Here is a 20,025-nt window from a genome sequence, read left to right as displayed (position 1 = left end):
CCTCGGTGGACCTGCACGAGTTCGACGAGTGGGGCCCGGAGAAGGTGGTCAGCGTCTCCGACTCGCGCACCGGGATGCGCGGCGTGCTGGTCATCGACAACACCGCGCGCGGCTCCGGCAAGGGCGGCACCCGGATGGCGCCGGGGGTCACCGTGGCACAGATCGCCCGGCTGGCCAGGGTGATGACCTGGAAGTGGGCCGCGGTGGACCTCTTCCACGGCGGCGCCAAGGCCGGCATCCGGTGGGATCCGGCGAGTCCGGACAAGGAGGCGGTGCTGCGCGCCTTCGTCCGCCGCCTGGCCGACCAGATCCCGTCCAGCTACGTGGCCGGGCTGGACATGGGCATGACCGAGGCGGACGCGGCGATCATCCAGGACGAGCTGGGCGACCGGGGCGCCGCGGTGGGCGTGCCGGAGGAGCTGGGCGGGGTGGCCTACGACAAGATCGGCGTCACCGGGCACGGGGTGGCCGAGTCGGTGGACGCGGCGCTGGCGCTGCTGGGCCGCCCGACCGCGGGCGCACGGGTGTCGCTGCAAGGGTTCGGCGCGGTCGGCCTGGCCGCGGCCCGCCGCCTGCACGAGCTGGGCGCGGTGGTGGTCGCGCTGTCCACCAGCGAGGGCGCGGTGCACGATCCGGACGGCCTGGACGTGCCGCACTGGCTGGCGCTGCGCGCCGAGCACGGCGACGCCTGCGTGAAACTGGCTCCCGCGCAACGGATTCCGGCCGGGGCGGAGCTGCTGGTGGACTGCGATGTGCTGGTCCCGGCCGCGGTGCAGGACGTCATCGACGAGCCGGCCGCGGCCCGGATCCGGGCGAACCTGGTGGTGGAGGGCGCGAACCTGCCGACCAGCCCCGCCGCGCAGTCCGCGCTGGCCGAACGCGGTGTCACGGTGGTGCCGGACTTCATCGCCAACGCCGGCGGCGTGGTCGCGGCCGCCTTCGCCATGGACGCCCGCTACTCCCCGTTCCGGCCCGATCCGGCCGCGATCATGGCCACGGTGGCGGCGAAGATGCGGGCCAACACCGAGCTGGTGCTCACCGAGTCCCGCCGCACCGGCGTGCTGCCCAGGACCGCGGCGATGCGGCTGGCCCAGGACCGGGTGCGCACGGCGATGGCGTTGCGCGGCCGCCTGCCCCGCTCCCGATGGGCAGAATGACCACCATGGCGACGATCTACCACAACCCTCGGTGCAGCACCTCCCGCAACACCCTCGCGCTGCTGCGGGAGAACGGCGAGGAGCCGACCGTGATCGACTACCTCAAGACCCCGCCGACCCGCGAGGAGCTGGCCAAGCTCATCGCGGACGCGGGCCTCACCCCCGCGCAGGCGGTGCGGCGCAAGGAGAAGCTGTTCACCGAGCTGGGTCTGGCCGAGGCCGATGACGAGGCGCTGCTGGACGCGATGGCCGAGCACCCGATCCTGATCGAGCGGCCGTTCGTGGTCACCAGCAAGGGCACCCGGCTGGCGCGGCCGATCCAGAACGTCGAGGAGATCCTCTAGGTCGTGTTTCCGATGTCGCGTCGGCGAGAGTCGTGATCGGTTTGGTCGCTGGTGGCGCGGCTATCGCTGGCGTGACATCGGAAACACGACCTACCCGCCTTCAGCCAGGCGCTTGATCGCGGACAGGCGGCTGTCCCAGTCGGCGGCCACCCGGCGCAGCCGCTCCGCGGTGACCAGCAGCGCCTCCGGGCGGACCGCGTAGCGCACCTCCCTGCCCTGTCGCCCGCCGGTGACCAGCCCGGCCCGGTCCAGCACCACCAGGTGCTTGACCACCGCCTGCCTGGTCACCGGGAGGTGCTCGGCCAGGGTGGTCGCGCTGGCCGAGCCGAGCCGGGACAGCCGCTCCAGCAGCTGCCGCCGCAGCGGGTCCGAGAGCGCCACGATCACCTCGTCGACCTGGTCGGTCATGCCGCGAGCTTGTCCACGTACGCCGCCAGCTCGTCCAGCTCGGCCTGCCAGCCGCCCACGTTGTCCTGGTACTGCTTGAGCTGCCGGTCCGGGGACACCGCCAGGGACTGGAAACCGGTTTCCACCACGGTCAGGCTGGTCCCCCCGTCCTGCTCAACCAGGGTGAACTCGACCAGCGAGGTCTTGCCGTCCTCGGCCGGTCCGTCGTCGACCAGGTTCCAGCGGTAGGAGAAGAAGCGCGGCGGCTCCACCGCGACGATGGTGGCCTGGCTGGTGCCGTGCTTGGTCCAGCCGAAGCTGGCCGCGCCGCCGGGGCGCAGGTCGACCTGCGCGGTCTGGCCGAACCACTGGGCGATGTGCTCGGCCTCGGTGAGCACCGACCACACCCGCTCGGGCGGGGCGGCGATGTGGATCTGACGTTCGATGCGGTCCATGTTGTCCTCCTGTAGGCGCAACCTCAGAGTTGCACATGACCGTTCGGGGCGCAACTCTTGGGTTGCAGATACCTCGTAGGGGGTGCGGTGGCATGTCCGATCTCCGTAGAGTCGCGCAATGCTCAACCCGATCCATCTGCGGACCCTGCGGGAGTGCGTCCGCACGGGATCCTTCGCCGAGGCGGCGCGCAACCTCGGCTACACGGCCTCCGCGGTCTCCCAGCAGATGGTGCTGCTGGAACGCGCGGTGGGCGCCCCGCTGTTCGAGCGGTCCGCGCGGAGTGTGCGGGCGACCGCGGTGGCCGAGCTGCTGGCCGAGCGCTGCGGCGCGGTGCTCGGCGCGCTGTCCACAGTGGAACGGGAAGCGAAAGCCCTGGTCGCGGGAGACGCGGGCACCTTACGCCTGGCCAGCTTCGCCACCGCCAACGCCAAGGTGTTACCGGTCGCGCTGGCCGCGATCGTGGCCGCGCGCCCCAACGCCGAGGTGCACCTGGACGAGGGCGAGCCGGACGAGGTGCTCGGCGGCGTGCTGGAGGGCACCCTGGACGCGGCGGTGGTCTTCGCCTACGACCTGGATCCGAGGGTGTGGCCGGTGGAGCTGCGCGGCACCGAGCTGCTGGCCGAGCCGCTGACCATCGCCGTCCCGGAGACGCACCGGCTGGCCGGCGGCCAGGAGGTGGACCTGGCCGAGCTGGCCGGGGAACGCTGGATCTGCACCAGGGCGGACACCGCGGGCGCACGTTCCCTGGGCCGGATGGCCACCGCGGCCGGGTTCGACCCGGCGATCATCTTCCGCAGCAACGACTACGGCGTGGTCGCCGAGCTGGTCGCGCGCGGGCTGGGGGTGGCCATGATGCCCAGGCTGGCCGTGCCGGAGAAGGGCATCCGGGTGCTGCGCCCTGCCGGGTGGCAGGCCTTCCGCCGGGTGCTGGTGCTGCACCGCCCGCAGAACAGCAACCCCCTGCTGCCACTGGCCCTGGACTGCCTGGCCCGGTCTTGCGCCGATCTGCGCACCCGCTGGTCGCCCTAGCCCAGCGTGCGCCAACGTGCGGTGACAGAATCGGTGGCATGACCAAGGCACGTCTGGACACCAACCACGGCAGCATCGTCCTGGAACTGGACGCCGACAAGGCGCCGAACACGGTGGCGAACTTCGTGGAGTACGTGAACAAGGGCCACTACGACGGCACGATCTTCCACCGCGTCATCAGCGGTTTCATGATCCAGGGCGGCGGTTTCGAGCCGGGCCTGAAGCAGAGGCCCACCGGCACCCCGATCAAGAACGAGGCCACCAACGGCCTGAAGAACAACCAGTACACCGTCGCCATGGCGCGCACCGGTGACCCGCACTCGGCCACCGCCCAGTTCTTCATCAACACGGTCGACAACGACTTCCTCAACCACACCTCGCCCACCCCGAACGGCTGGGGTTACGCGGTGTTCGGCAAGGTCGTCGAGGGCCAGGAGACCGTCGAGTCGATCCGCGGCGTGGCCACCGGCAACGCGGGCGGCCACTCCGACGTCCCGAAGCAGGACGTGATCATCGAGAAGGCCAGCATCGTCTGACCACCCGGTCCCCGACCGGCGCCCCACGACCGGTCGGGGACCACAGGTCACCGGCTGACCAGCAGATCCACCCCCGTCAACTGCGCGGACAGCCCCCACAGCCGGGCCGCCGACGCCGAGTCCACCGCGTAGGCCGCGACCCCCCGGAGCTCCGCCACCGAGCCACCGACCTCGGCGATCTCGCAGTCCTCCAGGTAGACCCCGCCCATCCCCGCCAACTGCGGCGAGGTGGCCGCCCAGACCTGGGTCGCCGCACCCTCCGGCACGGTCTTGAAGGACGGGTCGACCGGATTGCCCTCCTCATCCGCCCACCCATTGGCGATCTGCTCGGCCAGCGGGATGTGCCGGGCCAGCGGCGTCATGATCGCCCCCGGGTGCAGTGCGAACGCCCGCACCCCGTGCTCCCGCCCAATGGCGTCCAGGTGCACCGCGAACAGCACATTCGCGGTCTTGCTCTGCCCGTAGGCCAGCCACTTGTCGTAGCCGCTGGCGAACTGCGGGTCCTCCCAGCGGATGTCAGAGTAGAAGTGCCCACGCGAGGACACCGAAACCACCCGGGCATCCCGACCGACCAGCGCCGGCCACAACCGGTTGACCAGCGCGAAGTGCCCGAGGTGGTTGGCCGCGAACTGAAGCTCCCAGCCCGGCCCCACCCGCGTCTCGGGCGAGGCCATCACCCCCGCGCTGTTGACCATGATGTCGATACCGCGACCAGTGGCGAGGAAGTTGTCGGCGAAGGTCCGCACGCTGTCGAGGTCGGCCAGGTCCAGCGCGGCGACTTCGGCTTCGTCACCCAGGGCTTCGGTGGCCAGAATCGGACGGCGGGCCGGGACCACGACGTGCGCACCGGCGGCGGCCAGCGCCCGGGTGGTCTCCAGGCCAAGGCCGGAGTAGCCACCGGTGACGATGGCGAGCTTGCCGGTGAGATCGATACCGGCGAGAACTTCGGTGGCGGTGCTGTTCGCGCCAAAACCGGAGTTGAGGGGCTGTTGTGGGGTCGTCATGGCAACGACGCTATGACTTTGAGCGCGCTCCAGGTCAAGCGAATCCACTGTGGACGGTCCCGTCGCGCGACAAGCTCCGCCCCGGGGTGAAAACCCACAAAGTGGGCCTCTCGTCTTCTCCGTACGGCCTGGAGACTGCTAACCACATCCCACCGAGCAGACGCGCACAGCAACCGCCGCCGAACCCACGCAACGTGACGGCGGCTGCTCGGTGGGATGTGGTTCGCTGTCGGAAGGCCGTGCGGAGAAGACGAGAGGGTCGCGAGCACGCTGGAATCGGCCCCGGCAACACAAACCCCGCCCCGCAACCTGCTTGCCCGGGTGTTGATCTGCCTCACCCCTCCGGGGGTCTGCCCGTCCGGCGAGGACATTCTTTTCGCTTTTAAAAAAGAAGAAGAGCGTGTCCTCGCCGGACGGGCAGACCATCAAAGCAGGGGGGAAGATCAAAGGCAGCGAGATGAGTTGCAGACCAGTGCGAGTTTGGGTTGGCGCGCCGGATGAAGCGTGGGTGGTTCCGCGGGGTCTGGGTGGTTCTGCTTCGACGGCCTTCCAAAACCAAACCAGCCCTGTCAAGCGCCCCGGTGCCAGCCCTTGGTGGCGGTGGACGGCGCGGGTGGGGCGCTTGACAGGGCTGGTGTGTTTTTTCCAGGCCGTCGAAGCAGAACCACCCAGACCGGCCGCTCCGTTGCGGTCAAAGCAAAGGCAAAGGCGTCGCGGAAAGTTCTTCAACATCAACTTACAACGTTGTACACTGGGTGTCTGCGACCGTGTCCTCGACCGTATCGGGAGCCCTGGTTTCGTGACCGCCGCGCACCTCGCCGCAGCCGACCATCCCCGCCCGCAGCTCATCCGTGATCCTGACTGGTCCGATTTGTCCGGGCCGTGGAGGTTTGCGTATGACGACACCGACTCCGGGCTGAGCTCCGGCTGGTATCGGAGTGCTGAGCCGTTCGACCGGACCATCGCCGTGCCCTATCCGCCGGAGTCCAAGCGGTCCGGGATCGGGGACCGGGGGTTCCATCCGGTGGTCTGGTACCGGCGGGAGTTCACCGCCGCTCCCCCTGCTCCCGGGCGGGCCTTGCTGCTGCACTTCGGCGCGGTGGACTACCGGGCCACGGTGTGGGTCAACGGGCATCAGGTTGGTGCGCACGAGGGTGGGCATGTTGGGTTCTCGCTTGATGTCACCTGGGCGCTGGCTCAGTCCGGCGCGCAGGTGGTCACTGTCCGGGTGGAGGACTGGCCGCAGGACACCGCGCAGCCCAGGGGGAAACAGGACTGGGCCGTTGAGCCGCATGTGATCTGGTACCACCGGACCACCGGGATCTGGCAGCCGGTGTGGCTGGAGGAGGTGCCCGCGCTGCGGGTGGACTCGCTGCACTGGACGCCGGAGGTGGCCGCCTGCCGGGTGCGGTGCGAACTGGGGCTCAACACCTGGCCCGCGGAGGCGCACACGGCGGAAGTCGAGCTCCGGTTCGGGGATGAGGTCCTTGCGGCGCAGAGCTTCCGGCTCACCACTCGTGAGCTCCGGTGCGATATCGCCATTCCCGCGCTGCGGAACGCGCAGGACCTGGACCGTCTACTGTGGACTCCGGAGCGGCCGCACCTGATCGACGCCTCGGTTCGGCTGCTGGGCGCGGACGGGGCGGTGGTGGACAGCGTGTCCTCCTACCTCGGGTTGTCCAGTTTTGGCGTGGCTGACCGGCGGTTCCTGGTCAACGGGCGGCCCACCTTCCTGCGGTTCGCACTCGCCCAGAACTACTGGCCGGAGTCGCATCTGGCGGCCTCGGCGCAGGAGCTGCGGCGGGAGGTGGAGCTGGCCAAGGCGCTGGGGCTCAACGGGATCCGGGTGCACCAGAAGGTGGAGGATCCCCGGTTCCTGTACTGGTGCGACCGGCTTGGGCTGCTGGTGTGGGAGGAGATGCCGAGCGCGTTCGAGTTCGGTCCGACCACGGCGCAGCGGCTGCTGGCCGAGTGGCCCAGGGCCGTGCAGCGGGACCGCAGCCATCCCAGCATCATGGCCTGGGTGCCGCTGAACGAGAGCTGGGGTGTGCCGGACATCGGGGCCGACCCGGCGCAGCGGCACCTCGCCCAAGCCTTGTTCCACCTGACCAAGTCGCTGGACCCCTCGCGGCCGGCCATCGCCAACGACGGCTGGGAGATCGCCGGGGGTGACTTCTGGGGTGTGCACGACTACCACCAGGACCCGGACACGCTGAAGTCCCGCTACACCAGGGAGAACTTGGACCGGGGGCACTTCACCGAGCGCTGGCCCAACTCGCGGCGGCTGCTGCTGGACGGGGTGGACTACGCGGAGCAGCCGATCATGCTCAGCGAGTTCGGCGGGGCCACCTTCACCCCGGCCAATGGGGCGGAGGTCTTCGGCTACGGCACCATCGACTCGGCCGAGGACTACGCGGCGATGCTGGCGGCGGTGATCGGCGCGGCGCGCTCCGGTGGGCTCGCGGGGTACTGCTTCACCCAGCTCACCGACACCGAGCAGGAGACCAACGGGCTGCTCGACGAGCACCGCACGCCCAAGATTCCACTCGAACGGCTGCACTCGATCCTGTCCCGCAACCCCTAGGCCCAGCCGTCGTTGTGCTCAGCGCGAAGGTCCGTCGGCCTGGGGGACTTGGGGCTGTCCCGGCCCCCGGGCCATGCTGGAAACCCGGCGTGAAATGAGCGGAGAGACGATGCCCGAGCGGATCGACCCACTGGACCTGCTGTCCGCCGACGGGCTGCTCACCGAGGAGGAGCGGCTCATCAGGGACACCGTCCGGCGGTTCGCCGACCAGCGGCTGCGGCCGGTGATCGGCGACTGGTTCGAGCGCGGCTACTTCGACCGGGACCTGGCGCTGGAGTTCGGCAAGCTCGGGCTGCTCGGCATGCACCTCCAGGGCTACGGCTGCGCGGGGTCCAGCGCGGTCGGCTACGGGCTGGCCTGCTTCGAGCTGGAGGGCGTGGACTCCGGGTTCCGCAGCTTCGTCTCGGTGCAGGGCTCGCTGGCCATGTACGCCATCCATCGCTGGGGCTCCGAGGAGCAGAAACAGCGCTGGCTGCCGGAGATGGCCGCGGGCCGCGCGATCGGCTGCTTCGGGCTCACCGAACCCGACCACGGCAGCGATCCCGGCAACATGCGCACCAGCGCCAAGCGCGACGGCGGTGACTGGATCCTCAACGGCAGCAAGATGTGGATCACCAACGGCGGCCTGGCCGACGTGGCCGTGGTGTGGGCGCGGACCGAGGACGGCGTGCGCGGGTTCCTGGTGCCGCGCGACACCCCCGGCTTCAGCACCCGGAACATCACGCACAAGCTGTCCCTGCGCGCCTCGGTCACCTCCGAGCTGTTCTTCGACGACTGCCGCCTGCCCGCCGACGCCCAGCTGCCCGAGGCCGCCGGGCTCCGCGGACCGCTGAGCTGCCTGAGCGAGGCCCGCTTCGGCATCATCTTCGGCGCGCTGGGCGCGGCCAAGGACTGCCTGGACACCGCGCTGGACTACTCGGTCACCCGCACCCAGTTCGGCAAGCCGATCGCCGGGTTCCAGCTCACCCAGCAGAAGCTCGTCGACATGAGCCTGGAGCTGCAGAAGGGCTTCCTGCTCGCCCTGCACCTGGGCCGGCTCAAGGACGCCGGGCAGCTGCATCCGCGGCAGGTGAGCATCGGCAAGCTGAACAACGTGCGCGAGGCCATCAAGATCGCCCGCGAGGCGCGCACCATCCTCGGCGCCAGCGGCATCACCCTGGAATACCCGGTGCTGCGGCACGCCAACAACCTGGAGTCCGTGCTCACCTACGAGGGCACCAGCGAGATCCACACCCTGGTGCTCGGCGAGGCCCTCACCGGCAACCCGGCCTACCGATGACCCAGCCGGTCGACCAGCACTTCCTTGACGTCATAAGGAACATGCCCGTCGCGCAGTCCACAATGGACATCGAAGGGCTGAGTGCGGAACGGGCGCTGGCCCTGTTCGAGGCCCAGCTCGGCAGCCGCCACCTGGACCTGGCCGCGCGGGAGCTGGGCAAGCGTGGCGAGGGCTTCTACAGCATCGGCTCCAGCGGCCACGAGGGCAACGCCGCGGTCGCGGCCGCGCTCCGGGTCACCGACCCCGCCCTGCTGCACTACCGCTCCGGCGGCTTCTACCTCGCCCGCGCCGCGCAGAAGCCCGGCTCCACCCCGCTGCGGGACGTGCTGCTCGGCATCACCGCGGCGGCGGCCGAACCCATCTCCGGCGGACGGCACAAGGTCTTCGGCCATCGCGCCCTGTCGGTGATCCCGCAGACCTCCACCATCGCCTCGCACCTGCCCCGCGCGGTCGGCGTCGCCTTCGGCATCGAACGCGCCAGGAAACTGGGCCTGCCCACCGAATGGCCGCCGGACGCGATCGTGGTCTGTTCCTTCGGCGACGCCTCCGCCAACCACTCCACCGCCACCGGCGCGTTCAACACCGCCACCCACTGCGCCTATCAGAAGCTGCCGCTGCCGGTGCTGTTCGTCTGCGAGGACAACGGGATCGGCATCAGCGTGCGCACCCCGAAGGACTGGATCGCCGCCGCCTACGGCAACCGCCCCGGCCTGCGCTACTTCGACGCCGACGGCGCCAACCTGCCCGAGGCACTCCGGGTGGCGGAGGCAGCTGCCGACTGGGTGCGCACCCGCCGCGCCCCGGCCTTCCTGCGGCTGCGCACGGTGCGGCTGATGGGACACGCGGGCTCCGACGTCGAGTCCGCCTACCGCAGCCAGGCCGAGATCACCGCCGACCTGTCCCGCGACCCGGTCCTGCGCACCGCGATCCTGTTGGCAGAAAACGGCATCCTGACCCCGGCCCAGCTGCTGGAGCGGTACGAGGCCAAGCGCGCGGAGGTCGCCGCGCTGGCCGCCGAAGCGATCGCCGAACCGAAGCTGACCTCGGCGGCGGCGGTGCTGGCCCCGCTGGCCACCGGCGACTTCCCTGCCACGCCAACGGTCTCCGGCGACACGCCCGCCATCGCCGAGCCCCGCACCCTGGCCCAGTCCATCAACCAGGCCCTCGCCCAGCTGCTCACCGAGGACCCGGCCACCCTGGTCTTCGGCGAGGACGTGGCGGCCAAGGGCGGTGTCTACGGCGTCACCCGTGGCCTGCGCAAGTCCTTCGGCGCGGCAAGGGTTTTCGACACCCTGCTGGACGAGCAGACCATCCTCGGCACCGCGCTGGGCACCGCGCTCTGCGGCTTCCTGCCCATCCCGGAGATCCAGTACCTGGCCTACCTGCACAACGCCGCCGACCAGCTCCGCGGCGAGGCGGCCACGCTGCGCTTCTTCGCCGACAACCAGTACCGCAACCCGATGATCGTGCGAATCGCCGGACTGGCCTACCAGAAGGGCTTCGGCGGCCACTTCCACAACGACAACGCCCTGGCCGCCTTGCGCGACATCCCCGGCCTGGTCATCGCCGTCCCCGCGCACCCGGCGGAGGCCGCCCCGCTGCTGCACGCCTGCGCCGCCGCGGCCCGCAGGCACGGCGCGGTCTGCGTCTACCTGGAACCCATTGCCCTGTACCACACCAGGGACCTGCACTCCCCCGGCGACAACGCCTGGCTCGACCCGCTCCCGGCCGCCCCCACCGGCCTCGGCCGGGCCCGCACCCACGGCGACGGCACCGAGCTGACCATCATCACCTTCGGCAACGGCGTGCCGATGAGCCTGCGGGTGGCCCGCCGCCTCGGCCGGTCCTGCCGGGTGGTCGACCTGCGCTGGCTGGCCCCGCTGCCCGTGGCCGACCTGCTGCGCGAGGCCGAGGCCACCGGCCGGGTGCTGATCGCGGATGAGACCCGGCGCACCGGCGGGGTGTCCGAGGCCGTGGTCACCGCGCTCACCGACCACGGCTTCCGCGGCCCGATCCGCCGGGTGACCAGCGCGGACAGCTTCATCCCGCTCGGACCGGCCGCGCAGCACGTGCTGCTGGCCGAGGCCGACATCGCCAAGGCGGCACTGGAACTGCTGGCCTGACTCAGGCCTTCGGCAACCGGGACCGCTTCACCGGATGCGCGACCCTGGTGGCGGCGTAGTGGAACCCCTCGCCGTCCAGCCGCCTGCCGGTGTGCCGGTCCACCAGCACCGGGTCCACCTCCGCCCCGGTCTCGTCGTCGCGCAGCCGGACCGCCGCCTTCTTCCCGGTGACGTGCCTGCGCCCCCAGGCCCCCAGCGCCTCGATCACCGGCCGCAGGTCCCGGCCCCGATCGGTGAGCACGTACTCGTCCCTCGGCGGCCGCTCCTGGTAGCGCCGGCGCTCCAGCAGGCCCCGGTCGCACAGCTCGGAAAGGCGGCGGGTCAGCGAGTTGGGCGAGATGCCCATGCTCTGCTGGAACTCGTCGAAACGGGTCAGGCCGTGCAGGGCGTCGCGGATGATGAGCAGGCTCCACCACTCCCCGACCTGGTTCAGCGTCTGGGCTATGGCGCAGGTCATTTCGTCAAAGCTCTTGTGCCGCACCGCCGTAGTGTAGCTTCCATCATGGAACTTACGGTGACTGGAGGGCGTATGGCGACCGTCGGAGTACTGGGGCCCGGTGGGGTCGGCGGGCTGATCGCGGCACGGCTGGGGGCAGCGGGGCACGAGGTCACCGTGGTGGCCACCGAGCGGACCGCGGCGGAGATCACCGCGCGCGGGCTGTCCTTCCAGGCGCCCGGCACGGCGGCCACGACCAGCTACCCGGACGCCCGGCCGTGGCTGACCGCGCCGGTGGACCTGCTGGTGGTGGCGGTCAAGGCCACCGAGCTGCTGGCCGCGGTGCAGCGGGTGCCCGCCGCGGTGCTGGGCGGCGCGACCGTGGTGCCGCTGCTCAACGGCATCGACCACCTGCCGGTGCTGCGCGCGGTGTACCCGGGCGCCTCGGTGGTGGCGGCCAGCATCGCGGTGGAGGCGGCCCGGCACCGCCCCGGTGTGGTGGAACAGCTCTCCGGCATGGCCGACCTGGTGGTGGCCGATGGCACCCCGGCCGGCGCGCGGGCGGCCGAGCTGTTCCGCGCGGCCGGGCTGACCGTGGGCACGCACGCCGACGAGCAGACCGTGTTGTGGCGCAAGCTGTCCTTCCTGGACCCGTTCGCACTGATCACCACCGGCGCGGACGCCCCGATCGAGGAAGCCTTGCGGCGCAAGCCGGAATGGCTGCGGCCACTGGTGGACGAGGCCGCGGCCGCGGCGGCCGCGCACGGGGTGGACATCAACGCCGACGCGGTGGAGTCCCGCATCCGGAGCCTGCCCGGCACCATGCGGTCCTCGATGCTGCGCGACCGCCAGGGCGGCCGGGCGCTGGAACTGGACGCGATCGCCGGACCGGTGATCCGCGCCCTGGGCCACGCCAAGGCCACCACCACGGTCGAGGTCGCGCGCACGATCCTGAGCAACAGCTAGAGTTTCCGCGCCGCTCCGGCGTAGAAACCACTCACCGCCAGGGCAGGCTGACCACGGTCGGGCCGCCAGTCCACCGCGTCCACCAGCCCTGGCGGGACCAGCGCCAGTTCTCCGAACATGGCCAGCACCTCGCCCTTCGGCCGCGGGTGGATCGGGGTGGCGCTGCGCTGGTACAGACCGGCGACCGAGCGCCACTCCGGCGGCAGGTTGTCCGTCGTGACATGGGAGATCACCACCAGGCTGCCGGGTGCGAGCCGTTCGGCGTAACGCCGCACCACCTCGGCGGGCTCGTCCTCATCCGGCAGGAAGTGCAGCACCGCCACCAGGAGCAGCGCGATGGGCTGACTGAAGTCCAGCCGCGCGCGCACCCCGTCGGCGGCCAGCACCGTTGACACGTCACGGAGATCGGCCTGGGTGACGCTCACCCTCGGATGCCCGGCCAGCAGCCGGTGGCTGTGCGCGACGGCCACCGGTTCGGCGTCCACATAGGCGATCCGGCACCGCCGATCGGCCGCGTGCGCCACCTCGTGCACGTTCGCCTCGGTCGGGATGCCCGAACCCAGGTCCAGGAACTGCCGGAGGCCCAGGTCCACCGCGTACCGCACCGCCCGGCCGAGGAAAGCCCGGTTCAGCCGCGCCGCTCTGGGCAGTTCCGGGCGCAGCGCGATGGCCGCGTCGGCGAGCTCCCGGTCCACCGGGAAGTTCTGCGTGCCACCGAGGAAGTAGTCGTACATGCGCGCGGGATTCGCCCTGGTCAGGTCAATCTCCCCGCGCACCCAGCCCAGCTCGTCCGGACCCACACGGTCGAGTGTGCGCACTCGCACCGGTTGCGGGCAAGATGGCAGCAGGACGGGATCCACCGGAAGGGAGTCCGATGACATCAATCCGTGCCACCACCGCGGTGTTCGCCGCGCTGATCCTCATCACCACGTCTACAGGTACCGCCGCCGCGAGCACCGACCCGCATCGCGAGGCGGTGCAACGGCAACTGACCGCCGCGGTCGCCAGCGGAGCCGCGGGCGTGCAGATCCGGGTCACCAGGGACGGCCGCCAGTTCACCGCCCGCGCGGGCGTGGCCAAGCTGGGCAGCCAGCGGCCGGTACCGCTGAACGGCCGCTTCCGGGTCGGCAGCATCACCAAGACCTTCGCCACCACCGTCACCCTGCAACTCGTCGGCGAGGGCCGGATCGGCCTGGACGACCCGGTGTCCCGCCACCTGCCCGGCCTGCTGCCCGACGGCGACCGGATCACCGTGCGGAACCTGTTGCAGCACACCAGCGGCCTGTACAACTACACCGACGACATCCCCAGGGACCCCAAGGTGTTCCTGGCCCGCCGCTTCGACCACCACACCGCGCTGGCCACCGTGCGCACGGCCGCGGCCAAACCGCTGCTGTTCCCGGTGGGCACGAAGTCCTCCTACTCCAACACCAACTTCCTGGTGGTGCAGCTGCTGATCGAGAAGGTCACCGGGCGGCCGTGGGGCGCGGAGGCGCACCGGCGGATCCTGGCCCCGCTGCGGCTCGCCGACACCGAGGTGCCCGGCGACAACCCGTTCATCCTCGGTCCGCACGCCCGTGGATACCTGGTGGCAGAAGGGAAACCGGTCGACGTCAGCGCGCTGAACCCGAGCATGGCCGGCGCCGCCGGGGAAATCATCTCCACCACCGCCGACCTGGACCGCTTCCACCTCGCCCTGCTCGAGGGCCGGCTGCTCGCCCCGGCCCAGCAGGCCGAGCTCACCAGGACCACCGCGGTCAGCCCGGACTACGGCCTCGGCTACACCAAGATGGCCAGCAGCTGCGGGATCACCCTGTGGGGCCACACCGGCGGGATTCCCGGCTACCTCAGCGTGATGCTCAGCAGCGCCAACGGCAGCCACCGCCTGGAGAGCTCGCTCACCACCGGCACGGGACTCGACCAGCAGGCACTGAACAAGGTGGTGGACGCCGCCGTGTGCGGCTGACAGCATTCCCGGGTGGAGGAAATCGACGTCGACTTCTGGTTCGACCCCAGCTGCCCGTACACCTGGGTCACCGCCCGCTGGCTGACCGAGGTGGCACGGGTCCGGCCGATCACGTTGCGGTACCACGTGATGAGCCTGTCCGTGCTCAACGAGCACCTGGAGGTCGACCCGGAAGGCGACACCGGCGGCTACCTGTGGATGCCGGTGCGGGTCTGCGCCGCGGTCGAACGCCACCACGGCCAGGACGGCCTGCGCCGCTTCTTCACCGCCTACGGCGCCAGGGTGCATGAGCACGGTGACTGGGACTTCGCCACCGCGCTCACCGAGGCCGGACTACCGGCCGAGCTGGCCGGGGCCGCGAGCGACGAGAGCTACGACGCGGCGGTGCGCGCCTCGCACGAGCGGGGAATCTCGTTGGTGGGCAAGCACGTCGGCACCCCGATCATCGCCGCGCAGGGCACCGCGTTCTTCGGCCCGGTGATCTCCACGGCGCCGCGCGGCGAGGCGGCCGGGCGGCTGTGGGACGGCGCGCTGCTGGTCGCGGGCACCCCCGGGTTCCACGAGCTGAAGGGAATCCCGCACCAGCCACCGGACTTCACCTGAAGCCCCACCCACCGGATCAGTCCAGCAACCCGGCCTCGTGCGCCACGATCGCCGCCTGCACCCGGTTCGCACAGTCCATTTTGGTCAGCACCCGGCTCAGGTGCGCCTTGGCGGTGCCGACACCGATGTGCAGGCGCTGCGCGATCTCGGCGTTGGACAGCCCTTCGCCGACCAGCTTGAGCACCTCGCGCTCGGCGTCGGTGAGGCGGGCCACCCTGGGCCCGGCGTCCCTGGCGCGGGCCGGGCCGAGCAGGTGCCGCTCGATCAGGTCGCGGGTGATCCGCGGCCCCAGCACCGACTCCCCCGCCGCGGCCACCCGCACCGCGCGGATCAGCTCGGTCGGCCCGGTGTCCTTGAGCACGAACCCGGTCGCCCCGGCCCGCATGGCTTGTGCCACATAGCGTTCCTCGCCGAAGGTGGTGAGCATGACCACCCTGGTGTCCGGCGCCAGCCTGGCGATCTCCGCGGCCGCGGCCAGCCCGTCCCCGCCGGGCATCCGGATGTCCAGCAGCGCCACGTCGATCCGCTGCCGCACACAGACCTCCACCGCCTCCGGCCCGCTGCCCGCCTCGGCGGCCACCACGATGTCCTCGGCGGTGTCCACGATCATCCGCACCCCGGCGCGCATCAGCCGCTCGTCATCGGCGATCAGCACCCGGATCTCCCGCTCGCTCACCGGCGCAGTTCCTCCTTGCTGACCAGCTTCCCGTCCCGGAAGCACAGCCGGTACTGGCGCACCGCGGGATCGTCTGCCGCACGGTAGTGGACGCACTCGGCGTTCTCCGGCACCGGCACCGGGTCGAACGGGCTGAGGTCGCTGCCCTCGCCGAAGCGCTCGCGCACCGACTCCTGGCTGACGCCGGGGCTGAGTCCGGCGTAGTCGGCGGCCGGGATCGGGCCGCCGCCGGTGAAGAAGCCCAGCACCACGAACACCACCGCGACCAGCAGCATCGGCGCCACCACGAGCAGGCCGAGGCAGCCGGAGCCGAGCACCCGGCCGGCGGTGAGCACCTCCCCGGCCAGCGGCCCCGGCGGCGCGACCGGCGCCGCGCGCTCCGGAGCCGGCGCGGCGGGCGGCAGCATCGGCAGCGCGGCGCGCAGCACGAACCCACCGTCCACAGTGGACCCACTGGTGCACAGGCCACCCAGCAGCTCCACCCGCTCCTGCAACCCGGCCAGCCCGCGCCGGGTGCCCAGCGGCCCACCGGCGGCCGGACCGTTCTCCACCACCACCCGGACCCAGTCCGCAGCCACCTCGACCCGCACCTTGGCGATCGCGGCCGGGGCGTGCTTGTGCACGTTGGTCAGCCCCTCGCGCACCACCCGGTGCACCGCCCGCCGCACCCGCACGTCGACCTCGTCCAGCTCCGGTCCCTGCCACCGCAGCTCGACGTCCACCCCGACCCGCCGCGACTCGGCCACCAGTCGGGCCAGATCGGCCCTGGTGCCGCTGTCCTGGTCGAGCTCCTCGGCCGGGCCGACCCGCAGGATGCCCAGCACGTCGCGCAGTTCGGCCATCGCGGTGCCCGCAGTGGTGCGCAGCAGGTGCGCGTGCTCGCTCAGCTCGGGGGCCTGCTTGGCGGTGGCCAGCTCCAGCGCGCCGGCGTGCATGGAGATCAGGCTCAGCCGGTGCCCGAGCAGGTCGTGCATCTCCGCGGCGATGTGCGCGCGCTCGGCGGTGCGCGCCTCCGCGGCGGTGAGCAGCCGCACCTGCTCCAGGTACTCGTTGCGGTCCCGCAGCACCCGCGACAGCGGCCGCCGCCGCCCCACCAGCAACCCGGCCAGCGCGGGCAGCACCAGCAGCCCCGTGGTGATCAGCAGGTACCCGGCCAGCTCCTCGGTCTCGAAGTTCGGCCCGCCGAGCAGGAACCCGGCCAGCAGGGTCCCCCCGAGCGCCAGCCACAGCCGCGACCGGGGCAGCACCCGCCGCCCGGCGTGGAAGCTGATCAGCGCCAGCACCGGCAGCGCGGCGAACGAGCCGACCAGGTACAGCCCGGCCGTGCCGATGAGCGCGCCGGCCGGCCAGCGCAGCCGGGCCACGGTCAGCAGCACGGCCAGCACCGCCGCGACGAACACCGACGGCATGGACAGCGGCAGCAGCACCACCGGCAGCAACGACAGGCCGAGCACGAGCAGCACGAGCAGCGACTCACCGACGATCCGGGCCGGGGAGGCCGCGCGCACGGCGTCGAGGATCAGTCGGGGCTCCGCGCGGAGCCGGTCCAGCCAGGTCACGTGCACACCGCCTCTGTCATACGTTCGGCGCAGTACATCGTGCCCGGCGCGGCCGCGGCCAGTGCCGACCGGCCATCGCCACCTGGCCGGGTGGCCACCGGCTCAGTCGATCGGCTCCTCGCCCGCGATCCCGTGCACCAGGCCCAGCTCCAGCAGGTCCTGCGGGCGCAGCCGGAGCTGGTTGGCGGTGTGCTCGACCTCGGTGGCCTCCCGTTTGAGGATCGCCGCGCCCAGTTCGGGTGCGATCACCGAGAAGTAGGCGTCCGGGGTGATCCACAGCCGGTCGGCCGAGGACAGCGCGAGCGCGCCGCCGGAGCCGCCTTCGCCGATGACCAGGGTGGTGATCGGCACGTCCGCCGCGGCCACCGCGCCGAACAGCTCGGCCAGCGAGCTGCCCACCCCGGCCTGCTCGGCGGCGCTGTCGTTGGCCGCGCCGGGGGTGTCGACCAGGGTGAGGACGGGCAGCCGGAGCTGGTCGGCCAGCCGGATCAGCCGGGCCGCGGTGCGGAACCCGGCCGGGGGGTTGGCGGTGCCGGTCTGGGCCACGTAGGCCACGGTGGCGCCGTCGCGGCGGCCGAACCCGCAGCGCATGCCGTGGTCCACGCCACCGGCCCGGTCGCCGCTGATCTCGAAGCGCCGGTCGAAGTAGTCCTCGAGATAGGCCTGCGCGCGCGGGCGTTCCGGCGCGCGGGCCCTGCGCACCGCGGACCAGCCGTCGGCAGGCCAGTCGTCGCGGCCCAGCGCGCGCGGCACGGTCGCGGGCTGCACCGGGGCGGCGCCGATCGGGGCGAGCAGCTCGACCACCTGCCGCAGCACCTCGGGCAGCTCGGCGGGCGTCAGCACCGCGTCCACCGCGCCCGCGGCGAACTGGCCCTCGCTGTGGAACTCCGGCCCGTCCCCGGTCTCCGGCGGCCGCACCCGGCGCCCGCCGAAGGCGACGGTGGCCCCGCGCAGCGCGAGCACCACGTCCGCGCCCGCGCCGAGGGAGGCCCACACCCCGCCGGTGGTGGGCTCGCGCAGCACCGCGATGTGCGCCAGGCCCTCCCACCGGGTGAGCTGGCACTGCCGGGCGATGCGCTGCAGCTGGGCCAGCGAGCGCATGCCCTCCTGCATCCGGCTGCCGCCGGTGGAGATCAGCGAGACCACCGGCCAGCGCAGCCGCCGGGCGATCTCGAACGCGCGGCAGATCCGGGTGCCCGCGCGCTGGCCGAGCGAACCGCCGATGTAACGGAAGTCGAAGGCCACCAGCACCACCGGCTGGGTGCCGATCTGACCCTGCCCGCAGACCACCGACTCGGACTCGCCGGACCGGGTGCGCGCCCGAGCCCGCTGCTCCTTGTAACCGCTCCAGGAGAGCGGACCATCGCCGTAGTCGGCCTCCGGGCCGGTGTCGGCGAAGGAGAACTCGGCGAACTCACTGGTGACCGCGGCGATCGCGGTCCGGGCGCCCCCATCAGTCACCGGCAAGCGACCTCTTCATGATCTTTCCCATCTCGTTGCGCGGCAGGCGGTCCAGGAACTGTACGCGGCGCGGGCGCTTGTGCGGAGCGAGCTGGGTAGCCACGAGGTTAACCAATTCTTCCGGCTCGGGTGTGCGGCCGGGAGCCGGCACGATCCAGGCCACGATGCGCTCGCCAAGATCGGGGTCGGGCTCGCCGGTGATCGCCACCTCGGCCACGTCCGGGTGCTCCAGCAGCACGTTCTCGATCTCGCCCGCGCCGATCTTGTAACCACCGCTCTTGATCAGGTCGGTGGCCTTGCGCCCGACCAGCCGGAGGTAGCCGTCGGCGGCGCGGGTGGCCACGTCACCGGTGCGGAACCAGCCTTCCCGGAAGGCCGCGGCGGTGGCGTCGGGCCGGTTGAGGTACTCCAGGAACAGGTTCGGGCCGCGCACCTCGACCTCGCCGACGGTCTCGTCATCGCTGCTGGTCACCACCGTGCCCTGCTCGTCAACCAGCCGCACCTCGACCCCGTCCACCGGTGCGCCGACCGTACCGGGCCTGCGCTCGCCGTCGGCCCTGATGGCGCAGTTCATCAGCGTTTCTGTCATGCCGTAACGCTCGAGGACCCGGATGCCGGTGGCCGCGGTGATCCGCTGGTGGTCGCTGACCGGCAGCGCGGCCGAGCCGGAGACCAGCAGCCGGGCGCCGCCGATGGCCGCGGCCAGCGCCGGGTCGGCCTCCACGTCGGCGGCCAGCCGGTGGTACATGGTCGGCACGCCGAACATCATCGTGCCCGCGCCTGCCAGCTCGCGGGCGGCCGCCTCGGTGCTGAACCGGCCCAGGTGGCGCACCGACCCGCCCAGTCGCAGCGGGCCGAGGATGCCCAAGATCAACCCGTGCACGTGGAACAGCGGCAGGCCGTGCACCAGCACGTCGGCCGAGGTCCAGCCCCAGCCCTCGGCGAGGGCGTCCAGGTTGCTGGCCAGCGCGCGCCTGGGCAGCACCACGCCCTTGGGCGGGCCGGTGGTGCCGGAGGTGTAGACGATCAGCGCGGGCGCCTCCGGCCCCGGCTCGGCCGGGAGCTCCACCCGGGGGCTCGCGGCCAGCGCGACCGGGTCCACCTCGATCCTGGGCAGGGCGGCCAGCGCGGGCGGCAGGGTCTCGCCGGGGGCGGCGAAGACCAGGCCGGGCCTGCTGTCGCCGAGGATGTGCCCGAGCTCCCGCGCACCGGCCTTCGGGTTGATCGGGATCACCGGCACCCCGGCGAGCAGCGCGCCGACCACGGCCAGGCAGGTCGACATCGAGTTGGTGGCCCACACCGCGACCCGCTCCGCCGAGGCGGCCTGACCGGCCAGCGCGCCCGCGGCGGCGGCGAGTTCGGCGTAGCTCAGCGCCAGGTCGCCGAACCGCAGCGCCTCCCGGTCACTCGGCTCGGTCAGGGCGGGCAGCAGCGGTGAGGACACGGGCACCTCTTTCAT

General features: G+C 71.9%; 19 protein-coding genes. 10 read left to right on the top strand and 9 right to left on the bottom strand.

The annotated features are described in order from the left end of the window. The first annotated feature begins 5 nt into the window (after window positions 1–5). Window positions 6–1,157: a Glu/Leu/Phe/Val family dehydrogenase gene (locus ACWDY5_RS33195; RefSeq protein ID WP_449726090.1), complete on the top strand. Its 1,152-nt coding sequence runs from the start codon at window positions 6–8 to the stop codon at window positions 1,155–1,157. A 5-nt stretch (window positions 1,158–1,162) separates the two neighbouring features. Then, window positions 1,163–1,501 (top strand): arsenate reductase (glutaredoxin), encoded by a 339-nt coding sequence (gene arsC / locus ACWDY5_RS33190; RefSeq protein WP_449726089.1) that lies wholly within the window; start codon window positions 1,163–1,165, stop codon window positions 1,499–1,501. A 90-nt stretch (window positions 1,502–1,591) separates the two neighbouring features. On the opposite strand, the gene ACWDY5_RS33185 is transcribed toward arsC, so the two are convergent. Beyond that, window positions 1,592–1,909 (bottom strand): ArsR/SmtB family transcription factor, encoded by a 318-nt coding sequence (locus tag ACWDY5_RS33185; protein WP_449726088.1) that lies wholly within the window; start codon window positions 1,907–1,909, stop codon window positions 1,592–1,594. Continuing rightward, window positions 1,906–2,343 (bottom strand): SRPBCC family protein, encoded by a 438-nt coding sequence (locus ACWDY5_RS33180; protein WP_449726087.1) that lies wholly within the window; start codon window positions 2,341–2,343, stop codon window positions 1,906–1,908. Before ACWDY5_RS33180 ends, ACWDY5_RS33185 begins: the two co-directional genes overlap by 4 nt. Window positions 2,344–2,461: 118 nt before the next feature. Between ACWDY5_RS33180 and ACWDY5_RS33175 the strand changes: the two genes are divergently transcribed. Together ACWDY5_RS33175 and ACWDY5_RS33170 are read left to right on the top strand one after the other, a co-directional pair. Next, window positions 2,462–3,373: a LysR family transcriptional regulator gene (locus ACWDY5_RS33175; RefSeq protein WP_449726086.1), complete on the top strand. Its 912-nt coding sequence runs from the start codon at window positions 2,462–2,464 to the stop codon at window positions 3,371–3,373. Window positions 3,374–3,411: 38 nt separating this feature from the next. Then, window positions 3,412–3,909 carry a peptidylprolyl isomerase gene (locus tag ACWDY5_RS33170; protein WP_449726085.1) on the top strand — a complete coding sequence of 166 codons (498 nt, stop codon included), beginning with the start codon at window positions 3,412–3,414 and terminating at the stop codon, window positions 3,907–3,909. Window positions 3,910–3,956: 47 nt separating this feature from the next. On the opposite strand, the gene ACWDY5_RS33165 is transcribed toward ACWDY5_RS33170, so the two are convergent. Beyond that, a complete protein-coding gene (locus tag ACWDY5_RS33165) occupies window positions 3,957–4,913 on the bottom strand; it encodes an SDR family NAD(P)-dependent oxidoreductase (protein ID WP_449726084.1) in 957 nt (318 codons plus the stop codon). A 799-nt stretch (window positions 4,914–5,712) separates the two neighbouring features. Here ACWDY5_RS33165 and ACWDY5_RS33160 point away from each other — a divergent pair. From ACWDY5_RS33160 to ACWDY5_RS33150, 3 genes are all read left to right on the top strand, one after another. After that, window positions 5,713–7,497, top strand: a complete 1,785-nt coding sequence (locus ACWDY5_RS33160; protein WP_449726083.1) for a sugar-binding domain-containing protein — start codon at window positions 5,713–5,715, stop codon at window positions 7,495–7,497. Between the two features lie 109 nt (window positions 7,498–7,606). Beyond that, window positions 7,607–8,776, top strand: a complete 1,170-nt coding sequence (locus ACWDY5_RS33155; protein ID WP_449726082.1) for an acyl-CoA dehydrogenase family protein — start codon at window positions 7,607–7,609, stop codon at window positions 8,774–8,776. A 41-nt stretch (window positions 8,777–8,817) separates the two neighbouring features. Beyond that, the gene (locus ACWDY5_RS33150) at window positions 8,818–10,899 is read left to right on the top strand and encodes a thiamine pyrophosphate-dependent enzyme (protein WP_449726081.1); all 2,082 of its coding nucleotides are present in this window, start codon (window positions 8,818–8,820) and stop codon (window positions 10,897–10,899) included. A gap of 1 nt (window position 10,900) precedes the next feature. On the opposite strand, the gene ACWDY5_RS33145 is transcribed toward ACWDY5_RS33150, so the two are convergent. Next, window positions 10,901–11,356, bottom strand: coding sequence for a winged helix-turn-helix transcriptional regulator (locus ACWDY5_RS33145; protein WP_449726080.1), 456 nt, complete (start codon window positions 11,354–11,356; stop codon window positions 10,901–10,903). A gap of 72 nt (window positions 11,357–11,428) precedes the next feature. On the opposite strand from ACWDY5_RS33145, the gene ACWDY5_RS33140 reads away from it, so the two are divergent. Further along, window positions 11,429–12,301: a ketopantoate reductase family protein gene (locus ACWDY5_RS33140; protein WP_449726079.1), complete on the top strand. Its 873-nt coding sequence runs from the start codon at window positions 11,429–11,431 to the stop codon at window positions 12,299–12,301. Here the strand turns inward: ACWDY5_RS33140 and ACWDY5_RS33135 are convergent. Beyond that, a complete protein-coding gene (locus ACWDY5_RS33135; protein WP_449726078.1) occupies window positions 12,298–13,101 on the bottom strand; it encodes an SAM-dependent methyltransferase in 804 nt (267 codons plus the stop codon). The two genes, ACWDY5_RS33140 and ACWDY5_RS33135, sit on opposite strands and share 4 nt — an antisense overlap. Window positions 13,102–13,175: 74 nt before the next feature. On the opposite strand from ACWDY5_RS33135, the gene ACWDY5_RS33130 reads away from it, so the two are divergent. Next, the gene (locus tag ACWDY5_RS33130) at window positions 13,176–14,267 is read left to right on the top strand and encodes a serine hydrolase domain-containing protein (protein WP_449726077.1); all 1,092 of its coding nucleotides are present in this window, start codon (window positions 13,176–13,178) and stop codon (window positions 14,265–14,267) included. A 12-nt stretch (window positions 14,268–14,279) separates the two neighbouring features. Continuing rightward, complete coding sequence (locus ACWDY5_RS33125; RefSeq protein WP_449726076.1) at window positions 14,280–14,870, top strand: mycothiol-dependent nitroreductase Rv2466c family protein; 591 nt, start codon at window positions 14,280–14,282, stop codon at window positions 14,868–14,870. A 16-nt stretch (window positions 14,871–14,886) separates the two neighbouring features. On the opposite strand, the gene ACWDY5_RS33120 is transcribed toward ACWDY5_RS33125, so the two are convergent. The 4 genes from ACWDY5_RS33120 to ACWDY5_RS33105 all read right to left on the bottom strand — a co-directional run bounded on the left by ACWDY5_RS33120 (window position 14,887) and on the right by ACWDY5_RS33105 (window position 20,010). Next, window positions 14,887–15,546 (bottom strand): response regulator, encoded by a 660-nt coding sequence (locus tag ACWDY5_RS33120; RefSeq protein WP_449726075.1) that lies wholly within the window; start codon window positions 15,544–15,546, stop codon window positions 14,887–14,889. After that, window positions 15,543–17,105, bottom strand: a complete 1,563-nt coding sequence (locus tag ACWDY5_RS33115; RefSeq protein ID WP_449726074.1) for a sensor histidine kinase — start codon at window positions 17,103–17,105, stop codon at window positions 15,543–15,545. Before ACWDY5_RS33115 ends, ACWDY5_RS33120 begins: the two co-directional genes overlap by 4 nt. Window positions 17,106–17,207: 102 nt before the next feature. Next, the gene (locus ACWDY5_RS33110; RefSeq protein WP_449726073.1) at window positions 17,208–18,566 is read right to left on the bottom strand and encodes a carboxyl transferase domain-containing protein; all 1,359 of its coding nucleotides are present in this window, start codon (window positions 18,564–18,566) and stop codon (window positions 17,208–17,210) included. Beyond that, window positions 18,559–20,010: an acyl-CoA synthetase gene (locus ACWDY5_RS33105; RefSeq protein ID WP_449726072.1), complete on the bottom strand. Its 1,452-nt coding sequence runs from the start codon at window positions 20,008–20,010 to the stop codon at window positions 18,559–18,561. The genes ACWDY5_RS33110 and ACWDY5_RS33105 overlap by 8 nt, the downstream gene beginning before the upstream one ends. Between the last annotated feature and the right edge of the window lie 15 nt (window positions 20,011–20,025).

The sequence above is a fragment of the Crossiella sp. NPDC003009 genome (assembly GCF_053591555.1).
Note: the sequence above shows the minus strand (reverse complement) of the source record. Positions and strands in the feature narration are given on the sequence as shown.